The organism is Neisseria sp. P0007.S010, assembly GCF_051962875.1.
Classification (GTDB): domain Bacteria; phylum Pseudomonadota; class Gammaproteobacteria; order Burkholderiales; family Neisseriaceae; genus Neisseria; species Neisseria subflava_A.
In genome coordinates this window covers 72,400-94,265 of sequence record NZ_JBQCUX010000002.1, presented here as the reverse complement: position 1 = coordinate 94,265, position 21,866 = coordinate 72,400, and the positions used below count along the sequence as shown (strand labels likewise).

The 21,866-nt window shown below is 47.7% G+C and carries 16 protein-coding genes and 1 pseudogene; 13 read left to right on the top strand and 4 right to left on the bottom strand.

Features of this window, described 5'->3' with window-relative positions; all coding sequences use genetic code 11:
• Window positions 1–141: 141 nt before the first annotated feature.
• Complete coding sequence (locus ACTHR7_RS01880; protein ID WP_440370229.1) at window positions 142–1,461, bottom strand: hypothetical protein; 1,320 nt, start codon at window positions 1,459–1,461, stop codon at window positions 142–144.
• A gap of 144 nt (window positions 1,462–1,605) precedes the next feature.
• Between ACTHR7_RS01880 and ACTHR7_RS01875 the strand changes: the two genes are divergently transcribed.
• From ACTHR7_RS01875 to ACTHR7_RS01815, 13 genes and pseudogenes are all read left to right on the top strand, one after another.
• Window positions 1,606–1,983, top strand: coding sequence for a hypothetical protein (locus ACTHR7_RS01875; protein ID WP_440370228.1), 378 nt, complete (start codon window positions 1,606–1,608; stop codon window positions 1,981–1,983).
• 143 nt (window positions 1,984–2,126) lie between these two features.
• Window positions 2,127–3,536 carry a threonine synthase gene (gene thrC / locus ACTHR7_RS01870; protein ID WP_003746333.1) on the top strand — a complete coding sequence of 470 codons (1,410 nt, stop codon included), beginning with the start codon at window positions 2,127–2,129 and terminating at the stop codon, window positions 3,534–3,536.
• Window positions 3,537–3,764: 228 nt separating this feature from the next.
• Window positions 3,765–5,531 carry a lipid A export permease/ATP-binding protein MsbA gene (msbA, locus tag ACTHR7_RS01865; RefSeq protein WP_440370227.1) on the top strand — a complete coding sequence of 589 codons (1,767 nt, stop codon included), beginning with the start codon at window positions 3,765–3,767 and terminating at the stop codon, window positions 5,529–5,531.
• Window positions 5,532–5,616: 85 nt separating this feature from the next.
• Entirely contained in the window at window positions 5,617–6,393 is a 777-nt protein-coding gene (locus ACTHR7_RS01860) for a ferredoxin--NADP reductase (RefSeq protein WP_003679792.1), read from the top strand.
• A gap of 71 nt (window positions 6,394–6,464) precedes the next feature.
• Window positions 6,465–7,100, top strand: a pseudogene (locus ACTHR7_RS01855) (uroporphyrinogen-III synthase); the annotation flags it as partial.
• A gap of 216 nt (window positions 7,101–7,316) precedes the next feature.
• The gene (locus tag ACTHR7_RS01850) at window positions 7,317–8,618 is read left to right on the top strand and encodes a uroporphyrinogen-III C-methyltransferase (RefSeq protein ID WP_440370284.1); all 1,302 of its coding nucleotides are present in this window, start codon (window positions 7,317–7,319) and stop codon (window positions 8,616–8,618) included.
• Window positions 8,615–9,838, top strand: a complete 1,224-nt coding sequence (locus ACTHR7_RS01845) for a heme biosynthesis protein HemY (RefSeq protein ID WP_293207889.1) — start codon at window positions 8,615–8,617, stop codon at window positions 9,836–9,838. Before ACTHR7_RS01850 ends, ACTHR7_RS01845 begins: the two co-directional genes overlap by 4 nt.
• A 135-nt stretch (window positions 9,839–9,973) precedes the next feature.
• Window positions 9,974–11,035 carry a uroporphyrinogen decarboxylase gene (hemE, locus tag ACTHR7_RS01840; RefSeq protein WP_440370226.1) on the top strand — a complete coding sequence of 354 codons (1,062 nt, stop codon included), beginning with the start codon at window positions 9,974–9,976 and terminating at the stop codon, window positions 11,033–11,035.
• 144 nt (window positions 11,036–11,179) lie between these two features.
• The gene (gene cls / locus ACTHR7_RS01835) at window positions 11,180–12,673 is read left to right on the top strand and encodes a cardiolipin synthase (protein ID WP_440370225.1); all 1,494 of its coding nucleotides are present in this window, start codon (window positions 11,180–11,182) and stop codon (window positions 12,671–12,673) included.
• Window positions 12,674–12,990: 317 nt separating this feature from the next.
• Window positions 12,991–15,087, top strand: coding sequence for a TonB-dependent receptor plug domain-containing protein (locus tag ACTHR7_RS01830; RefSeq protein WP_440370224.1), 2,097 nt, complete (start codon window positions 12,991–12,993; stop codon window positions 15,085–15,087).
• A gap of 453 nt (window positions 15,088–15,540) precedes the next feature.
• Complete coding sequence (locus ACTHR7_RS01825) at window positions 15,541–15,735, top strand: YgaP family membrane protein (protein WP_003685761.1); 195 nt, start codon at window positions 15,541–15,543, stop codon at window positions 15,733–15,735.
• Window positions 15,736–15,747: 12 nt separating this feature from the next.
• Window positions 15,748–16,269, top strand: a complete 522-nt coding sequence (locus ACTHR7_RS01820; protein WP_440370223.1) for a rhodanese-like domain-containing protein — start codon at window positions 15,748–15,750, stop codon at window positions 16,267–16,269.
• A gap of 79 nt (window positions 16,270–16,348) precedes the next feature.
• Window positions 16,349–16,651: an ArsR/SmtB family transcription factor gene (locus ACTHR7_RS01815; protein ID WP_440370222.1), complete on the top strand. Its 303-nt coding sequence runs from the start codon at window positions 16,349–16,351 to the stop codon at window positions 16,649–16,651.
• Window positions 16,652–16,741: 90 nt separating this feature from the next.
• On the opposite strand, the gene ACTHR7_RS01810 is transcribed toward ACTHR7_RS01815, so the two are convergent.
• From ACTHR7_RS01810 to mfd, 3 genes are all read right to left on the bottom strand, one after another.
• Window positions 16,742–17,083: a hypothetical protein gene (locus ACTHR7_RS01810; RefSeq protein ID WP_070714076.1), complete on the bottom strand. Its 342-nt coding sequence runs from the start codon at window positions 17,081–17,083 to the stop codon at window positions 16,742–16,744.
• A gap of 217 nt (window positions 17,084–17,300) precedes the next feature.
• A complete protein-coding gene (locus ACTHR7_RS01805) occupies window positions 17,301–18,281 on the bottom strand; it encodes a hypothetical protein (protein ID WP_440370221.1) in 981 nt (326 codons plus the stop codon).
• Between the two features lie 130 nt (window positions 18,282–18,411).
• Window positions 18,412–21,816: a transcription-repair coupling factor gene (gene mfd, locus ACTHR7_RS01800; RefSeq protein WP_293207107.1), complete on the bottom strand. Its 3,405-nt coding sequence runs from the start codon at window positions 21,814–21,816 to the stop codon at window positions 18,412–18,414.
• Window positions 21,817–21,866: the final 50 nt, after the last annotated feature.

The following is a 21,866-nucleotide window of genomic DNA, read 5'->3' as shown; positions in this document are numbered from 1 at the left end:
AGACAGGATACATCACAGCCGTCATTCCCGCGCAGGCGGGAATCCGCTTGTGAATTTCAGTTGATTGATTTTTATGGCTTTGCTTTTCGTTAAAGATGGATTCCCGCCTGCGCGGGAATGACGGCATCGGTCTGCCATAACTTACTGGCAGATTTTTTTGTCCGTGTTTCCTATATCAGGATGACACGAATCATGATTACAGTTGCCGTAATTAATCTGGATTGACATATTTTTTGCGTTGGATTGTATCGGCAGGACAGGCTGGATATTGTAATTAGTCAAGCCGGCATTGGATTGGGCGTTAAGGTCATTTTTGAATCTAACGTCAGTATTAATATCAATTTCAGGATTGTCATGACCGGTATTCTCAGGATTACCGTCGTCAATGCCATCAGTATTGGTACTGATATAACTTTCAGGCATGATTTGCAGAGCTTTTCCGCTGATGACGATACAACTTTTCAAATCTGTCTTGTCTTTTGTGTCTATTCTAAAATTGATAACACTGGCAGGACAGAAAACCTTGGTATCACCCATATTCCAAGCCATATAGCCGTATAGGGCATTGTTGCGTTTTTCAGGATTTGCCTCACATTCTATTGTATAAAGTTTTCGAACTTCTTCATGAATAGAGGGACATTTAAATATTTCTTTCATTTTCTTCAAATCATTTTCATTGATGCCGTTAGTTTCTTTCGGGCTGTTTTGAGATTGAAAGTTATTGTGCAATAAATACCAAGAAGAATTTCCAGGAGTTTCAACAAACCGTGATATAGTAAGAATGGTTAAGTTTAGGAAATTTGATAAACCTTTTGGGATATTTAGAGATAATAAGAATAAGAAACTAGATACAATAGATAGTATAATCAATGAAATTTGCTGCTGTTTAGTAGTCTTTTCTATGTAAGCTAATATTGATAAAAGTGAAATTATTATAAAATATGAAATAAAAACTAACAAAATTATACAATGCATTATATTAGAATTTTTTATTTCAAAATCAAATATAGAAAGTACTAACACAAAACCGGACACAACTATAAATGTTAAATATATTATTGCATATAATATATTTGAATATTTTTCTAAAAAATTTGATGATTTTTTAATGATAGAGTCTAATTTTGAGTTATTGTTTGCATTGTCAGATTTTTCTTTGCATTGGACGAATTTAGATTTCTCTTTATCTTGAAATGAAATTATAGGAGGTACTAAAAATACTATAGTAATGATTAAAGCTATCCAAAGAACAATAAATGCGATGACTAAAAAACTTGTTGAGGAGGATAGCGTCTCAGAAATCAAACTTAGTTGATCAATCATCGATAAATAATTATAGATAATCAAATATCCTATAATTGGTGTAATTGGTACTATTGCTGCTACAATTGTTAATAATTTTATAATTACATCTAAAATTTTAGGTATAGCTAGTTTTTTCTTTGGTTTAGGATAATACATGTCTAAAAACACCCAATTTTTAAATAAATGCCGAATTATATCTCATTTTCCCCAATCCCCCATCTCACACCGCTTACGGTATAATACGCGTTAGTTTAAAGACTTTGCGGGGCGTTTCAGACGACCTTGCGGCAAGGGATGGCTATGAATATGAAAAAGATTGTTGCCGTTGCTTCTGTGGCGGCGTTGTTTGGCGGTTGCGCTTATGATTCTGACTCGGCGTTCGGCGGTTTGGGCGGCGGTACGGGCATCGGCGGCAGCGTGGTGAAAATGGCGGTCGATCATCAGTGCCGTTCGGAGTTGAACAAGCGCAATGAGTGGCGTTTGATTGCGCTGACGATGAGCGCGGACAAGCAGCGCGAGTGGGAAGACAAAATCTGCGGCTGCGCGAGCGAGGAGGCGCCGAATCAGGTGTCCGCGCAAGAGTTGATGGATGTTTTGAATCCTTCTTCGCGCGATCGGGCGATTGCGTCGGTAACGGTGAAAACCGTCAATGCTTGTTTCAAGCGTCTGTATAGATAATGTTTTTCAGACGACCTCTGTGTATCGGGGTTGTCTGAAAGTTTATAGTGGATTAAGGTCGAGATAGGGCGGCTTGCGGGATGGTTCGCAGGCGGATTTTCTGTTTTGACCGGCAATATTTTTGTTTTTATAGAGAAGAAATCATGAAATATATCAGCACCCGCGGTGCGACCGCACGCAAGCAATTTAGCGAAGTTTTATTGATGGGTTTAGCTCCTGACGGCGGTTTGATGCTGCCTGAGCAATACCCTCAAATCGACCGTGCTACTTTAGACCAATGGCGCACACTCAGCTATCCTGAGCTGGCGTTTGAAGTCATGAGCCTGTTTGCCACCGACATTCCTGCTGATGATTTACGCGACATCATCAACCGCACCTACACCGAAGAAGTATTCGGTACCAAAGCCATCACGCCGGTGCGCACACTTTCAGACGGCATCAAAATTCAAGCCCTGTCCAACGGCCCGACATTGGCATTCAAAGACATGGCCATGCAATTCTTGGGCAATGCGTTTGAATATGTATTGAATAAAGAAGGCAAAGAACTCAATATCTTGGGTGCCACCAGCGGCGATACCGGCTCTGCCGCCGAATACGCCCTGCGCGGTAAAAAAGGCGTCAACGTCTTTATGCTGTCTCCGGAAGGCAAAATGAGCGCATTCCAACGCGCGCAAATGTTCAGCCTGCAAGATGCCAACATCCACAACATCGCCGTTGAAGGCATGTTTGACGACTGCCAAGACATCGTCAAAGCCGTACAAAACGATGCCGAATTCAAAGCCAAATACCATATCGGCACAGTCAACTCCATCAACTGGGGCCGTATCGTCGCCCAAGTCGTGTACTACTTTGCCGGTTATTTCAACGCCACGTCGAGCAATGACGAAAAAGTCAGCTTCTGCGTACCAAGCGGCAATTTCGGCAATGTCTGCGCCGGCCATATCGCCCGCCAAATGGGCCTGCCCATCCACCGCTTGATTGTCGCCACCAACGAAAACGACGTATTGGACGAATTTTTCAAAACCGGCGCATACCGTCCGCGCAACAGCGAACATACCCACGTTACTTCCAGTCCGTCCATGGATATTTCCAAAGCCTCCAACTTCGAGCGTTTTGTGTTTGACCTGATGGACCGCGATGCGGACGAAATCCAAACCTTATGGGCGGAAGTAGCCTCCGGCAAAGGCTTCAATTTGGAATTTGCCTTAAACAAAGTACATCAACAATATGGCTTTGTTTCCGGCAAATCGACCCATGCCAACCGCCTTGCCACCATCAAACAGGTTTACGAGCAAGATCATGAATTGATTGATCCGCATACAGCCGATGGCGTCAAAGTTGCCCGTGAAGTCCGCGAAGCCGGCGAAACCATCGTCTGCCTCGAAACCGCACTGGCCGCCAAATTTGAAGCCACCATCCATGAAGCGGTCGGAGAAGTTTCCATCCCCCGCCCTGCCGCATTGGAAGGCTTGGAAAATCTGCCACAACGGGTCCGTGTTGTCCCTAATAATGCGACGGCAGTGAAAGACATCATTAAGGAAGCTCTGGCTTAACCGGCCGTCCTTGACGACTGATGAGGCCGTCTGAAACTTTTTCAGACGGCCGCAACCGATATTTGAGAAGTGGGCAACATTATTGCCAAACCCACCAAACCATAGTCGTTCCCAATATAAAATCAAGGCGTTAAAACAATACCGACTCCTTTTGACTTTCAATTGCAAACATTGTAATGACAGATATTTTCGTTTAGAATTGCATGTTTGCTCTAAATTTGGATTGATATGCAGACAACACAAGCCACATCCAACTGGGAGCTATACAAGCGCTTGCTTGGATATTTGAAAAGCTATTGGAAGATGTTTATCGTCTCCGTAGTGGCCATGCTGATTGTCGCCGGTACGATGCCGGCTTTCGGTTACTTGCTCAAACCTTTGATCAATGAAGGTTTTGTCGATAAAAACATGAAAAGCATGTCATGGTTGCCGCTGGCAATTGTGGCGCTGTTTTTCGTTCGCGGCCTGTTTAACTTCATCAACGAATATTGCACAACGTATCTGTCCAGCCACTTAGTGCAGCGCTTGCGCGGTGAAATGTTCAACAAAATGATGCACCTGCCGACTTCGTATTTCAGCAGCAATACCGGCGGCCGTTTGATGTCTCGTATCTTGAACGACGTCAATCAAATTACCGATGCAGGGTTTAACGTCATTACTGTGATTGCCAAAGACGGCGTGAGCGTAGTCGGCCTGTTGGGCTTGCTGACTTATCTGAACTGGCGTTTGACCCTGATTACTTTTATCATCTTGCCGGTTGTTGCCGTATGTATCCAAACAGTCAGCAAACGCCTGCGCAAACTGTCTGCCAACAACCAAATTTATCTTGGCCAGCTGATGCAGGTCTTGGGCGAAAGCATTAATGGCGAACGCGTTGTAAAAATCTACGGCGGCCAAGATTATGAAAACCGCCGCTTCGACCGTATTGCCAATGATGTTCGCCGCAACCTGCTCAAACAGGTTTCCGCCAGCTCTGCCGGTACCGGCATTACGCAATTGATGGCTTCGGTTGCACTGGCTGCGATTATTTACGCAGCCGCCCGCCAAGCAGGGCTTTCCGGCTTCAGCGCAGGCGATTTTATGTCGTTTTTGTCGAGCATGATCATGATGTTTGACCCCATCAAACGCATGACCGGCGTGATGCAATCCCTGCAGCGCGGTTTGGCGGCGGCTGAAAGCGTCTTCACCTTTTTGGATCAACCCGAAGAAAGCAACGAAGGCAAACAAACCCTCAGCCCAAACCCTGGCGATATCGAATTTTGCGATGTTGTACACCGCTATCCTGAAGCCGAACGCAATAGCTTGAACCACATCAACCTGCTTGTGCCGCAAGGCAAAGTGACTGCATTGGTCGGCGCATCAGGCTGCGGTAAAACCACCTTGGCCAATATGTTGCCGCGCTTCCTCAATCCGGACGAAGGCAAGGTCTTGATTGGCGGCATCAACATCAATGAATATACACTCGAAAGCCTACGCAGCCGCATGGCTTTCGTCGGCCAAAACGTTGTCCTGTTTAATGGTACGATTGCTGAAAACATTGCCTATGCTCAAGCTGAAAAATTCAGTGAAGAAGAAATTATCAATGCTGCAAAAGCCGCGAATGCTTGGGAATTTATCCAAAAAATGCCACAAGGCCTGCACACTGAAGTTGGCGAAAACGGTTTAAAACTGTCCGGTGGCCAACGTCAACGCCTCGCCATTGCGCGTGCGCTTTTGAAAAATGCGCCGATTTTGATTTTGGACGAAGCCACCAGTGCATTGGATAATGAATCCGAACGTTTGGTACAAACTGCATTGGAAAACCTGATGCAAAACCGTACCACATTGGTGATTGCCCACCGACTTTCGACCATCGAAAAAGCCGACAATATTGTTGTCATGCACGAAGGCAATGTCGTCGAACAAGGTACTCATCATGAATTGATCAACGCAGGTGGACGCTATTCCGACCTGCACAGCCTCAGCGAAAAATCAGCCAAACCGGCAAGCAAGTAGCTGAACACCATATTCCATTCTTTTTATTAACCTTGGCCGCCCCGACCTATCCTTTTCAGACGGCCTTATCCGACAGGAAATATCAATGGCAGCATTCAACACCCAGAAAGTCTTGTCCGTACACCACTGGACCGACGCTTACTTCACTTTCACCTGCACCCGTGACGAATCTTTGCGCTTTGAAAACGGCCAATTCGTCATGGTCGGCCTGATGGTAGACGGCAAACCACTGATGCGCGCATACAGCGTGGCTTCCGCCAACTGGGAAGAGCATCTGGAATTTTTCAGTATTAAAGTACAAGACGGCCCATTGACCAGCCGCCTGCAACACCTTAAAGTCGGTGATGATGTCCTCATCAGTAAAAAACCGACCGGTACATTGGTTGCCGGCGACCTGAATCCGGGCAAACACCTCTACCTCTTGAGCACCGGTACCGGTATCGCCCCTTTCTTGAGCATTACCAAAGACCCTGATGTTTACGAGCAATTCGAAAAAATCATCTTGGTTCACGGCGTACGCTACAAAAAAGACTTGGCATACTACGACCGCTTCACCAAAGAATTACCCGAACACGAATACTTGGGCGACTTGGTTAAAGAAAAACTGATTTACTACCCAATCGTTTCACGCGAAGAATATGTACACCAAGGCCGTCTGACCGATTTGATGCGCAGCGGCAAACTCTTCGAAGACATCGGCCTGCCTAAAATCAATCCGCAAGACGACCGCGCCATGCTGTGCGGCAGCCCTGCCATGTTGAAAGACACCTGCAGCGTCTTGGACGAATTCGGCCTGACCGTTTCTCCGAAAACCGGTGTTCGTGGCGACTACCTGATTGAGCGCGCATTCGTCGATCAATAACGTACGTCAGCAACAGGCCGTCTGAAACCCTTCTTTCAGACGGCCTAAACCTTAATAATTTATCCCACATTATGCCTACTCTACTCATCATCCGTCCGTCCAACCGTCCACAGCAAGATATCCAAACCTGCCATGCAGCCGGTTGGCAGGCTCAGGTATTGAGTCCGATTGAAATAGAGTTGGATCATTCGGCGCTAAAAAAACTTCCCGAACAATTCAAGCAAGCCGATGTGGTGTTTTGGGTCAGCCCGACCGCTATTGAAACTGCAGTACCGTGTCTGACCTTTTCAGACGGCCCTAAAGTACACATTACCGTCGGCCAAACCAGCCAACATACTTTGGCACAATTCTCCCCCTATCCCGTATTCTCTCCCGAAGATGGTAACGACAGCGAAGCCGTCTTGAGAATGCCTATTTGGAAAAACCTGCCACCCAATGCCCGAGTTTTAATCATTCGAGGTCATGGCGGCCGTGATTTTCTAGCAGACAAACTGACCGAACTGGGTTTCCAAATCGACATCGCCGAAATCTATTTCAGACGGCCACACGTCATCGATTGGCAGAACTTTAAAACTGAAGACATCGCCGCCGCCTACGTTACATCCGGCGAGCTCGCGCGCGAATTTTTCCATCAGATTCCGCCGCAATTTTCCCGATTCTTCGAATCCTTGCTATACTTTACCCACCATCCGCGCATTGCCGATGCGCTTCGCATCGTCGGTGCCAAACATGTAGAAACCGTCACTTCTTTATCCGCTGCACTTTCATCCATACCACAAAGGAGCCAAGCAGTGAACCCAGTCGAAGACAATAAAGATACCCAACAAGTTGCCAATACGGCAGCTCCGGCGCCTGAACGTTCTGAAAACACCAGGCCGTCTGAACAAATCAAACCTACCCAACCTCAGCAAGTGGAGGCGAGCATGCCCGAGTCCAACAATCTCCCACAAAACAACGCCCCTGTTATCATCAAACAATCTGGCGGCAAAGCCTTGGCCGCAGGTGCGATCGTCTTGGCACTGCTTGGCCTAGGCGCGAGCGGATTCCTGTTTGTACAGGGTCAAAATGTTTTAAAAAACCAAGAGCTCGAATTCAACCAAAAAATCGACAAAGCCGCGTTGGGCGAATCTGAAAACGCCAGCCTTTTAAAAGACAACCTCAACCGCCAAACTGCTATTCAGACCGAGTTAGACCGCCTGAACAACGGTCAAAAAAACAATAGTGATCAAATCCTGCAAACGCAGAAAGCTTATCAAGAGTTACTCAAAGGCCGTATCAACTGGCTGGTTGACGAAGCCGAATCCATGCTGAACACTGCTTCGCAACAATTGATGCTGTCAGGCAACCTACAAGGTGCGGTCAGCGTATTGGAACACATCGACAGTCGCTTAAGCCGTTTTGAACAGCCTGAGCTTATCCCTATCAAGCAAGCCATCAGCAATGATTTGGCTGCGCTGAAAAACCGTCCTTATGTCGATATTTCCGCCACTGCCTTGCGTATCGACCGTTTGGAAACCGGTATTTCAGGCCTGCCTTTGGTTTTGGATGGCGTATTGAAACCAGGTGCCGCGCCTGTCGAAGCCGCTAATTCAGGAACTTGGTGGGAAAACACATGGGAAAAATCCCTTAATGCCCTCAAAGGCTTGGTTGAAGTCCGTCATCTGGACAGCAACGACGCCATGTTGATTTCGCCCGATCAAACCTACTTCATCCGTGAAAACCTGCGCCTGCGCCTTTTGGATGCGCGCATTGCCCTGTTGCAACACAACGGCGAAGTGTATCAAAGCGATTTGAACAACGTTGAAGCAACCGTGAAGCAATACTTCGACAGCAAATCCCCTGCTACCCAGTCATGGTTGAAAGAGTTGGCCGAACTCAAAGCCCTTGATGTCCGCATGATTTCAGACGACAGCCTGAAAGCCAGCTTGAGCGCCGTTCGCGCTTATCAAGAAGGTTCTCGTACACAAATGACGACCGAAGAAGCTACGCAAACCCAAGCTGCCGACAAAACCGCTTCCGCTCCGGCTGCGACTACCGAGCAAGCCACAACTGCCGCACCGGCTGCCGCTTCTGCCCCTCAATCTCTTGAAGCACCTGCATTGCCGTCTGAAAACAAAAAAGAACCGGCCGCTGAAGCTGCCAAACCACAAAACCAAACCAAGCCTGCTGCCAAACCACAAAACCAAACCAAGCCTGCTGCCAAAATTAAAGGAGAGCAAGCATGAAAACCGTCGTTTGGATTGTCATTCTGTTTGCCGCCGCCGTCGGTTTAGCATTGGCTTCCGGCATTTATACCGGCAACGTGTACGTCGTGGTTGAACAAACCATGCTGCGTATCAATCTGCATGCCTTTGTTTTAGGCCTGCTGTTGAGCGTATTCGTCTTGTATTTCCTGATAAAATTCGTGTTTGGCCTCTTGAACATTCCGGCGCGTATGCAACGCTTCGGCATTGCCCGCAAAGGCCGTCAGGCTTCTGCCTCTTTGAACAGCGCAGGTCTGGCATATTTTGAAGGCCGTTTTGAAAAAGCCGAACAAGAAGCCGCCAAAGTCTTGCATAATAAAGAAGCAGGCGACAACCGCACTCTGGCTTTGATGTTAGGCGCGCACGCGGCCGACCAAATGGAAAACTTCGAATTGCGCGACCGCTATCTGTACGAAATCGAACACCTTCCACAAAAGCAGCAACTTTCCCGTCATCTTTTGCTGGCCGAATCTGCACTGAGCCGCCGCGATTATCCGACTGCCGCACAAAACCTTGAAGCAGCAGCAAAAATCAATAGCAACTTAAGCCGCTTGGTCCGTCTGCAATTACGTTATGCCTTTGATCATGGCGATGCTTCAGATGTCTTGGCAAAAGCAGAAAAACTGGTCAAAGCCGGAGCCATCAACGATTACGAAGCCGAACAGTATCAAAACTGGGCATATCGCCGCCTCTTAAGCGAAGTAACCGATGCAGGCCGTCTGAAAGCCTGTTTGAAACAGATTCCCGAAAGTGTGAAGTCTGGCGAATTGTGCGTCGCGATTGCCGAAAAATACGAGCGTTTGGGCTTGTATGCCGAAGCGGTCAAATGGGTCAAAACCCATTATCCGCAAACCCGCCAGCCTGAGCTCTTGGAAGCATTTGTCGAATCCGTGCGTTTCCTAAGCGAGCGCGAGCAACAAAAAGCCATCGACTTGGCAGACTCTTGGTTGCAGGAACAACCCGACAATGCACCGCTGTTGATGTATCTTGGCCAACTGGCTTACGGACGCAAACTTTGGGGCAAAGCCCAAGGCTATCTCGAAGCCAGCATCGCCCTGCAACCCAGCGTACCCGCACATTTGGTCTTGGCTCGCGTGTTTGATGAAACCGATCAACCACAAAAAGCACAAGAACAACGCAATCTGGTTTTGGAAAGCGTGGCCGAAGAAGAACATCCGGCAGCCCTTCCTCAGCCAAATTGATGTGCTGATTTCGCATTAAGCGATAATATGAAATCTACAACAGAACCAACCATTTAATCATTTCAGACGGCCTCAATACATATCTAAGGCCGTCTGAACTTTGTCCAACACACCAAATCAGAAAGCCTATTTATCATGACTGCTCTGAAAAACGATACTTTCCTCCGCGCCCTACTCAAACAGCCTGTCGAATACACTCCCATCTGGATGATGCGCCAAGCCGGACGCTATCTGCCTGAATACAAAGCCACACGCGCACGCGCAGGCAGCTTTCTCGATTTATGCAAAAACACCGAGCTGGCGACTGAAGTCACCATCCAACCTTTAGAACGTTTTGATCTGGACGCGGCAATTCTGTTTTCCGATATTCTGACCGTTCCCGATGCCATGGGTTTGGGCCTGTATTTTGCCGAAGGCGAAGGCCCAAAATTTGAACGCGCTTTGCAACACGAAGCCGACATTGCAAAACTGCAAGTTCCCGACATGGAAAAACTACAATACGTCTTTGATGCCGTAACTTCCATCCGTAAAGCACTGGGCGGCCGAGTTCCGCTGATTGGCTTCTCAGGCAGCCCGTTCACACTCGCCTGCTACATGGTTGAAGGCGGCAGCAGCAAAGAATTCCGCACCATCAAAACCATGATGTATTCGCGCCCTGATTTACTGCATAAAATCCTCGACACCAATGCCCAAGCCGTTACCGCTTATCTCAACGCCCAAATCGATGCCGGCGCACAAGCCGTACAAATTTTCGACACTTGGGGTGGCGTGTTGAGCGATGCCGCATTTAAAGAATTCAGCCTGAAGTACATCCGACAAATCGTCGCCGGACTCAAACGCGAAAGCGAAGGCCGCCGCGTTCCCGTCATCGTATTTGCCAAAGGCGGCGGCTTATGGCTGGAAAGCATGGCAGAAATCGGCGCAGACGCATTGGGCCTGGACTGGACCTGCAACATCGGCGAAGCCCGCCGTCGCGTCGGCGAACAAGTTGCCCTGCAAGGCAACTTCGACCCGTTTGCCCTCTTCGGTACACCGGAATCTATCCGCACCGAGGTCGCACGCATCCTCGCCGACTACGGCAACGGCAGCGGCCATATATTCAACCTCGGCCACGGCATCAACCAACACGCCAATCCGGAACACGCTAAAATTTTGGTCGATACCGTACACGAACTGTCCCGTCAGTATCACCGTTAATTAAAGCAACTCAAAGGCCGTCTGAAAGCAAAAACACGATTATCGTGTAAATTTGTTTTTAGACAGTTTTTCTATATACTTAATATTTGAAGCTTATCAGCTGACACCTTCAAACTTAAAACACATCTACTCCCGCTACCGAATATGAATTTTTTAAAAGACATTACCTGGACCGAAATTTTTATCTTCGCCCACACCTGCGCCGCACTCATCTGCATGCTGCGCGTGTTGTACAAACAAAAAAACATCGGCTCAACCTTTGCCTGGCTGATTATCCTATTCCTTTTCCCCGTATTCGGAACCATCGCCTACATCCTAATCGGCGAGCCTCGTCTCGGCACGGCCCGCGCCAAACGTACCGGCGAAATGAACCGCTTCTACCGCAACTTTGCCGCCACCCATCTAGCCGATATCTATCTCGACATTGCCGACCAAGTCAAATCACGTTACCACGGTATCAGTAAAGTTGCCGAAAAAGGAACGGGGCTGGGTGCAACCAAAGGCAACGCCATGAATCTGCTCTCGACCACCGATGCCATCATCGACAGCATGCTTGCAGACATACGCGCCGCAACCCATTCCTGCCTGCTGGCCTTTTACATTATCGAGCCCAAAGGCCGCATCGAAGAAATTTTAAATGAAATTCTTGCCGCCAAAGCCAGAGGCGTAGACTGCGCCATACTGGCCGATGCCGTCGGCAGCAGGAGCTTTCTTGAAAGCGATTGGGTAGAGATACTGCGCCAAGCAGGCATTGAAGTACATACCTCATTGCCTGTCGGCATTTGGCGTACGTTATTCACGCGCACCGACCTGCGCAACCACCGCAAAATCCTTGTTATCGACAGCAAAATCGGTTACACAGGCAGCTTCAACCTTGTCGATCCACGCTATTTCAAACAAAACTCCGGCGTCGGAGAATGGATAGATGCCATGATGCGTTGCACAGGGCCTATGGTTTTGGAACTGTCTGCCGTCTTCTTCGCCGACCTCGCCGTCGAAACCGATGAAAACCTCCAAAACGTACAAACATACCTCAATCAAGCCCAAAGCCTGCTGCCCAAAATCCTTCCTGAAAAAATGCAGCAAGGCGATATTGTTGCCCAAATCATTCCATCCGCCCCCGAGCAAGGCAGCTTTGTCATTTACGAAACCATCATCAGCGCCATCTATACCGCCACCAAACAAATCACGATTACCACCCCCTACTTCGTCCCCGACGAGCCGCTTCTCATGGCGTTAACCGTTGCCGCCAAACGCGGCGTCAAAGTGACCCTGATACTGCCTGCCAAAGTCGATTCACTGATGGTGCGCTATGCCTCACGCGCCTACTACCCTATGTTGCTGGAAGCCGGCGTTAAAATCGCCATGTTTGAAGGTGGGCTCTTACATGCCAAAACCATGACTATTGACGAAGACTACTCCCTCTTCGGCACGGTCAACATGGACATGCGCAGCTTCTTCCTCAACCTCGAAATCAGCCTTGCCATCTACGATCGCGACACCACCAAACAAATCTGCCACCTGCAACGCGGCTACCTTAAAAACAGCAGCTACATTGCCATCAAATCATGGCAACAACGCTCCAAACTCCGCGGCCTCGTGGAAAATGCCGTCCGTCTAATGAGCCCTTTACTGTAAAACATAAATATTTAGGCCGTCTGAAAAATATTTTTCAGACGGCCTTTTAAATAAAATACTGATAGACAAAATTCTTTATTGACAGATATTCAAGCTATCCCTTCTCTCCCTCTCGGAAAAAGTAAGACTCAACCCCTTTCTCAGCCAAAGAATCTTTACTAAATTTAACTAAAATATAAACTAATTGATTTTTATAAAAATCCTATTAATTTGAGACTGGAATAAAACAGAATGTATTTATTAATATCCATTAAGAATTTGATAATCATTATTACAACAATTAGAATAAACAGTCAATTTTTTACTTAGGAAAAATCATGAATAAGGTCTCCTCTCCTGTATTCCGCCTTAGTATCATTACACTCGCATTATCAACAAGCTTCGCTCATGCCGAAAATTTGCAACCCGCAGAAACTGCCGAGCTGAATGAAATTAAGGTCACCGGTACTGCCGTACCGACTCGTGTAACCCGCAACCAGCTCGACCGCGAAATTTCGACCGATTTAAAACAAGTCATGAAAGACCAAATCGGTATGGATGTCGGTGGCGGCAACGGCGTAGCACAGTTTTACAGCATCCGCGGCGTTGGTGAAGACAAAATTAACCTAGAAGTCGACAACACCAGCCAATCCACAAAAATCTTCCACCACCAAAGCCGCTTCCAGCTTGATCCTGCTTTGGTGAAAAGCATCAACGTCGAAAAAGGCACAGGCGCGGCGAGCGCGGGTTTGGGTGCGGTCGGCGGTACCATCCGCGTAACAACGGTTGACGCAAAAGACCTGCTGACAGACGGCAAACCTTTCGGTTTCAAACTGGGCGCAGGCTTGAGCAGCAATAAAGGCTCAACCGGCAGCGCAGCGGTTTACGGCTATCAAAACGGCTTCGATGCTCTGTTTGCAGGCAACTTCCTCAACAACCATGACTACAAAGACGGCAACGGCAATGTCAACCTCGGCAGCCATCTGAAACAACACAGCTACCTCGCCAAACTCGGCTACGATTTCAACGACGACCACGGCATCCGCCTGACCTACCGTCAGGAATACCAAAAAGGCAACCGCACCGACAAAGCCGAGTTCCAAAACGTTGACAGCTACATCGGCGTGGACGGCACTTATCAAAAAGAGCAGACCTACAATCTGGAATACCGTGGCCGCAACGTCGGCTTTATCGACAAAATCGACGCTAATGTCTTCCAAATCAATACCGACGACACCAAGCCTCCTAAAGGCGCTCCTTCTCCAAAAGCCCAAGCTTCCGGCACGGCACAAGGCGGCGTTCCCATCGGTCAGCTTGAGCTAAGCAAAATCAAAGCGACCGGCGCAAATCTGAACCTCGCCAGCTCCTTCGGCGACGGACACATGGTGAAATACGGCGTCAACTACCGCCACGAAACCTCCGAGCCGTCCGATAAAGGCGCGTGGCTGAAGATTCTCGGCCTGTATGACCGCGACAAAGAGAAAAAAGCCGAATACGGCGTGTACGCGGAAGGTATTTGGAACTTGAACCCCGTTACCCTGACCACCGGCCTGCGTTACGACCATTTTAAATACAACGCCGCCAGCAAACAAAGCGCATCGCACGGTCAGCTCAACCCCAGCATCAGCGCGATTTGGGACATCAACGACAACTTTTCCCTCTTGGCAAACCTCAATCAGGCAAGCCGTGCGCCCCGCCTGAACGAAGCCCTGTTAGCTAACGAACGCGCAGGCGCCGCCGCCGATTTGGACAGCAACCTCAAAGCCGAAACCGCCCGCCGTGCCGAATTAGGCTTCAAATGGCGCAACGACAACTTCAACGTCAGTGGCAGCGTGTTCCACCAACGCATCAAAGACCTCATCGTCTATCGTTGGGCAAAAATCAACAACAACACCGCCTCCATCACCGAACGCGGCAAGATTTACAACGGCGGCACGCTCAAAACCTACGGCTACGAACTTGACGCGTCCTACCGTTGGGGCGGCCTGACCGCGCGAGCCGGCGTGTCCTACGTCAAACCCCGTCTGAACGGCGAAATGTACTACGGCGATAGCCCGGTTAAAGCAGAAGACCACGAAAGCTCGTTCACCTTCTGGAACACCGGCCGCCAATGGCTGACCGGCCTGTCTTATCAGTTTGAAAACCCCAAACTCGAAATCGGCTGGCGCGGCCGCTATGCCCAAAGCGTGAAATACACCGACGTTGCCCGCGGACAAGGCACGATACACGGCAAGAAATCAGGCTACGGCGTACACGACATCTACGCCAACTGGCAGCCTCTGAAAAAAGACAACCTGAACGTCAACTTCGCTGTCAACAACATCGGCAACAAGCAATACCGTTCGCACAGCCAACGCTTCCCCGACGGCAACGGACGCGTCCCATTCTACGAACGCGGCCGCGAGTTTGCCTTGGGCGTGAACTATCGTTTCTGATGATACGAACGACGTTATAAAGAAATTAAAGGCCGTCTGAAATTCAATTTTCAGACGGCCTTTTATAATTCGTAAACAATTTGATTTTAAATTGTTTTCTTCCCTTGCCAGTTACACAACGGATTACCCAGTCTTCAAATCGTCTCCATTGGGCTTCTTTTCCGAATCGGTCATGATTTGATTCCTTCTGAAAACTGACTACTCATTTTTCCAATATAAATAAGATCATCCCCAGTGCCGTCTGAAAAAATAAAGGCTGTATTTTTACATTTAACTATGCCGTTGGAGATTGATTCTATTTGTGTGTTTAAAAAATACAATGCAAATATTAATTACACTTTTGCTGTAAACCATTTGACAAAGTCATTTTTAAAGCTATAATATTTCTCATATATGATTTTTATTATATATGTTTATTTATAGACAATCCATTCCGAAACAAGGAGCAATAAAATGAAACGAAACTTGGGTACTTTGGATCGCGTAATCCGTATTGTTATCGGTGTAGCGCTGATTGCTGCAGCCGCTACCGGACAAATTGGCTGGTGGGGTTGGCTGGGCATCATCCCCCTGGGTACAGCACTGATTGGCAACTGCGCGCTGTACAGCTTATTGGGCATCAACACCTGCCGCATCAACAAAAAATAACGAAGGCAAAACATGAGTACGGTCGGACAACTCCCGCGAATTACGCCTTCCGAAGCAATGGCAAAAATCCGTGAGGGCGCGTTGGCAGTGGACATCCGAAGCCAAGCCGAATATCGGGGCGGGCATATTGGCGGTGCATTATCCCTTCCGCCTGAACAGCAGCGAGACAGACTGCCCAATAATTCAGCCTCGTGCCTGATTTTTTATTGTCTGAGCGGCAAACGTACAACTCAGGCAGAAACTATATTGTCAGCGCTTGGCCAAGGTCGAGAATGCTATATTCTAGAAGGCGGCTTACAGGCATGGAAAGCTGCAGGGCTTCCTATTGTTGCCGACCGTGCCGCACCGGACATCATGCGACAGGTGCAAACCATAGCGGGCAGTTTGATTCTGTTGGGTGTGCTGGCAGGTTGGCTGGTATCGCCTTGGTTTTATCTGATAGACGTGATGGTCGGCGCAGGTCTGTTAACGGCCGGACTAACCGGATTCTGCGGCATGGCTCGCCTGCTGGCCAAAATGCCATGGAACCATTAAGCAAAGGCCGTCTGAAAGTTGCTGCTAAGGACATTATGACTGATAATTCGACCTCCTCATTTGCCGAAAAGCGTGAAAAATGACCATTGCCGACAATCAACCACCCTACGAAGAAGCCGCCGCTTTTCTCAAACTTCTGGCCAATCCCAACCGCCTCGCCGTATTGTGCAAACTACATGAAAGGTCGCATAATGTAACCGAATTGGCTGAATCATCCGGACTGCCGCAAGCGGCAATGTCCAGCCAATTAGCACTACTGCGTGAAGCCGGTTTGGTATCGTTTGAAGTGAACCATCGGGAACGGCAATATTACATTACGGATCCTAGGGTAACCGAGATGATACAGTTGCTGTATTCTTTTTTCTGTGCAGAAAAATCTTGAAATGTTGCCGAAATAGGATAGCCCAAAAATCTATCCATTTATAATTTTAAAGGCCGTCTGAATCTTTTTCAGACGGCCTTTATTGTATTTTTAGTCTTGCCATATAATCTCATGTTTAGAACCATAAGTAATCTTCTTGATATTGTTTTCAAGAGCAATTTCTTTATCTAATGTTCCTGAGTATTCCGAACCTGCTAATTTTTGAAATAAAGTAATATTCAGCTCATCGTTGCGACTAGTTGTTTTGATATCTGAAATACCCATTGCACTATTGCCTAATAAGCCTGTCAAATGCACCTGCCTATTCCCCTTAGCTTCATTGACAGCAACTTTGAAATTCCAAATATCTTCCAACTTAATTTCATCATTAGAGAAAAAGCAACCGGATAATATCAAGCCTGTCACACCCAGCATCATTGCCCTCATTTTCATAATAATTCCCTGATCGATTTAGTAACCTTAGGTTTGATTTTCAAAACTGATAGTTTCAGTATTTTCAGACGGCCTTTATTTCATACTGTTTCTGTATTTTCACTTAAAATCCACATGCGTGCATACCGTACACACACACCTAAAGGTTTTATGCATGCTACCGCATTCTTTGTTTGACGCTACTGAAGTAATTAATTTACATTATATGACTTACTAATTACTCACCATCACATTCATATATATCTGAAGATTTCGGATATATAACTTCTAATAAATTATAAATCGACTCAACCTCATTAATATATGATATATCAGAATTATAATGTTTAATACTCTCTCTTCTGGCTGCATATAGGCTGTGATTTTTATCTTGAGTATCATTATATTTATCTTTGTACACTTCGTTATATTTTTCAATTAAGATACATGCCCCTTTTTTTACGCTATCTTGATTAGATAAATATACGTCTGAAGTTACCTGCATAATGCCAGATGTTTTAATTCTACCAGTCCCAAAAAGTAATCTTTCCATAAACCTACATAATATATGTCTATTAAAGTCTTCATAAATTAAAATCGAATATATTAATGCTTTTTGTTTTTCAATAATGCTATTATCTATATCAGTCCCAATTGCTTTTTCAATAATAGAACCATATTTATGAGAAAAACGATCGTGCTTATGCTTTACATAATTTAATTTCCTATTATTATCCAAAGATGATATTGAAATATCTTTAATAACTTTATATATATAACCAATAATCGCAAACCACAATGCTGTTGTAATTTCTTGTTCCGTTGGCAAAGGGAAGTATCTTTTTTCAATAAAATTTTTATAAACAATGTATGAGATAAATATAGAAATAAAAGCTGTTAGAATATATTTTACCCAGTTCGTAATTTTTAATCTGCCTATGATTAAGATAAAAATAAATCTGATTAAGAAATAAAATATTGTTGTTATATAAATATTTTTTGTCAAATAAAAAAGATTTATTTTATCTAAAAAAACTGATACTACTAATATGAAAACAACAGGAGTAAAAGATCGATATAATATATTAAATATAAGTTGTTCTTCACTACTGTCAAATGACAATTGGTGATATCCAAATTTTATTGATCTCTTACCAAACCAATTTGATATAAAGAATAATAAAAAAGAAAATAATAAATTCAGTAGCAAATTATCCATGTTACGCCCCATATGCATAAATTATAATAAAATAATTAATAATATAGCCTAGTGCAGACTACTTTTTTGCTGTTTCAACACCTTAAAAAGCAGCCTGCACCTTTTTCAGACGGCCTTTTTTCCTCCTTCCTTACTTAACCATTACCCTTTCTTTCAAAGTCTTCAATACGTTCTTCACTGTATTAATCCGCACTTCGATATTTTCCATCTCCCCGGTAAATCGCAGCTTATCCGCGCCGGCAAGGCGGTATTTATTGTCGTTTTGAATCAGCAGGATGATTTCGGTTGGATCGACATTGTTGTTTTTTCCAAAGGTTACCGTTACCGCTTCGCTGGTCGCATCAATGGCATCGATACCCAATTCTTTTGCCGCAAGCCGTAAATGGTGGCTTTCAATGAGGGTTTTGACGGGTTGTTCAGGTAGGCCGAAGCGGTCGACGAGTTCTTCGTGTATAGCGTTGATTTGCTGCACGGTTTCGCAGACGGCGAGGCGTTTGTAGAGGACGAGGCGCTCGTGAATGTCGGGGCAGTAGTCTTCAGGCAATAATGCCGGGCTGTGCAGTTTGATTTCTGTGGTAATGCCCAGCGGTGCGTCGAGGTCGGGCTGGCGGCCTTTTTTGAGGTCGCGCACGGCTTGTTTGAGCATTTCGGTGTAGAGCGTGAAGCCGACCTGTATCATTTCGCCGCTTTGCCCTTCGCCTAGGATTTCGCCTGCGCCGCGGATTTCCAAATCCTGCATGGCAAGGGTGAAACCTGCGCCGAGTTCGTCTGCCGCCGCGATGGCGTCGAGGCGTTTTTCTGCGTCTTTGGTGATGTATTCGGGCGTGAGCAGGTAGGCGTAGGCTTGGTGGTGGCTGCGGCCGACGCGCCCGCGAAGCTGGTGCAGTTGAGCCAGTCCGAATTTGTCGGCGCGGTTGATGATGATGGTGTTGGCGTTGGGGATGTCGATGCCGGTTTCGATGATGGTGGAACAGAGCAACACGTTAAATCGTTGCTGTAAAAAGTCGCGCATGACTTGTTCCAGCTCGCGCTCGCGCAGTTGTCCGTGCGCCACGCCGATGCGGGCTTCGGGCAGCAGGGTTTCCAGCCGCTCACGCATATTCTCAATCGTATCCACTTCATTGTGCAGGAAAAATACCTGTCCGCCGCGTTTGAGTTCGCGCAATACGGCTTCACGCACGCTGCCTTCGCTGAAGGGTTTGACAAAGGTCTTGACGGCGAGGCGGCGGCTGGGCGCGGTGGTAATCAGCGAAAAGTCGCGTAGACCTTCGAGCGCCATGCTGAGGGTGCGCGGAATCGGTGTGGCGGTCATGGTAAGGATGTCGACATTGGCGCGCAGGCGTTTGAGCTGCTCTTTCTGGCGCACGCCGAAGCGGTGTTCTTCGTCGATGATGACTAAACCTAAGTTTTTGAATTTGATGTCGTCCTGCACCAATTTGTGCGTGCCGATAACAATATCGACCGTACCGTCCGCCATACCTTCCAGCGCGGCTTTGGTGGCTTTGCTGTTGTTGAAACGTGAAAGGCTGGCGACTTTCACGGGGAAATCGGCGAAGCGGTCGGCAAAGTTTTGCGCATGCTGCTCGACCAGAAGCGTGGTCGGGGCGAGTACGGCGACCTGTTTGCCGCCCATCACCGCCACAAACGCGGCGCGCAGGGCGACTTCGGTTTTGCCGAAACCGACATCGCCGCACACAAGGCGGTCCATCGGCTTCGCCTGCGTCAAATCTTTAATCACGGCGGCAATGGCGGCGGCTTGGTCTTCGGTTTCTTCGTAGCCGAAACCGTCGGCAAACGCCTGATAGTCCATCTCGTTGATTTCAAACTTGTGTCCTGATTGGGCGGCGCGTTGGGCGTAGAGGTTGAGCAATTCGGCGGCGGTATCGCGCGCTTTTTCGGCGGCTTTGCGCTTCGCCTTGTTCCACGCACCACTGCCGAGCTTGTGCAAAGTAACGTTTTCATGCGCCTGACCGGAGTAGCGGCTGATTAAATGCAGCTGCGAAACAGGTACATAAAGCTGCGCTTCGCCCACATATTCGAGCAACATCATTTCGTTGGTTTCGTCGCCCAAGTCCATTGTGACCAAGCCCATATATCGGCCGATGCCGTGTTCTTCGTGTACAACAGGATCGCCGATATTGATTTCGGCAAGGTCGCGCAACAGGCCGTCTGAAACGGCGGCGTGTTTCTTACGATAATGTTTGCGCGAGCGGGCAACATATTGATAAAGATCGGATTCGGTAATGACCGCGATGTTTTGATCTTCTAATTTAAACCCGTAAGCCAACGGTGCCACTGTAATCATCAGCGGCTCATGCGCCGACAAAAAGCTCTGCCAGTCGGACACGCTTTTGGCTTTTAAGCCGTTTTGCTGCAAGAAACCGAGCATGGTTTCGCGCCGTCCCAAACTTTCGGCACACAGCAAAATCCGTCCGTCAAAGGCCGTCTGAAAATCCTTTAATGCCTGCAACGGTTCATCTGCTTGGCGGTTGACGGCCACGTTTGGCAACGTATGTTCATCACCAAAAATATCCGGCAATACCTGACCATAATTTTTCAGACGGCCTGCAAAGACATCAGCAGAGAGATACAAATACTGTGGAAGCAAAGGCGGATAGGTTTCATCGCCCTGCGCCATGGCGTAACGCGATTTGACGTCGCTCCAAAAGCGGTTTGCCTCGGCATGAACATCGCCCAAAGAGACAAACAGCGCATCCTCGCCGATATAGTCAAACAGCGTTTCCAGCTCGTTTTCAAAAAACAGCGGCAGATAGTATTCCACGCCCGCGCCGAAGTGGCCGTTGCTGACGGCTTTGTACACGGCGGCATCGTTCGGATTGCCATCGACTTCCTCGCGGAAGCGGCTGCGGAAGATTTTTTGCGCCTCGCTGTCGGTGGGGAACTCGTGCGCCGGCAGCAGGCGGATTTCGGAAACGGGGGAGATGGTGCGCTGCGTGTCCGTATCAAAGGTTTTGATGCTGTCGATTTCATCGTCGAACAAATCGATGCGGTAGGGCATTTCGCTGCCCATCGGGAACAAATCGACAATGCCGCCGCGCACTGCAAACTCGCCCGCTGCAACAACATGGGACACATGGTTGTAACCTGCATCCACCAAATCACTTTTCAGACGGCCTATATCCAAAGTCTGCCCCGTTTTCAGCCAAAATGTGCGTCCTGCCAGAAACGGCACGGGCGGCAGCTTCTGCATCGCCGTGGCAACCGGCACGAACAACACGTCCGCCGCGCCGCTCTTAATCTGCCACAATGCCGACAAGCGCTCCGACACCAAATCCTGATGCGGTGAAAAACGCTCGTAAGGCAGCGTTTCCCAGTCCGGCAGAAACACCGCCGTATCGTGCGGACGGAAAAATAGCCAGGCCGTCTGAAGGCGTAGCGCCTGTTCCGCATCTTGGGTTAGCACGACTTTGAGCTGCTTATGCGGCAGATAACGCGCCAAAGCCAAGGGCAGCGATCCTTGCGAAAGATTGAGCCAACGGGATTTTTCACGGGGTTTGGGAATCGGATAGGTCATGACAAAAAACAGTTTGTAATAAGTAAATACAAGCACCATAGGCCGTCTGA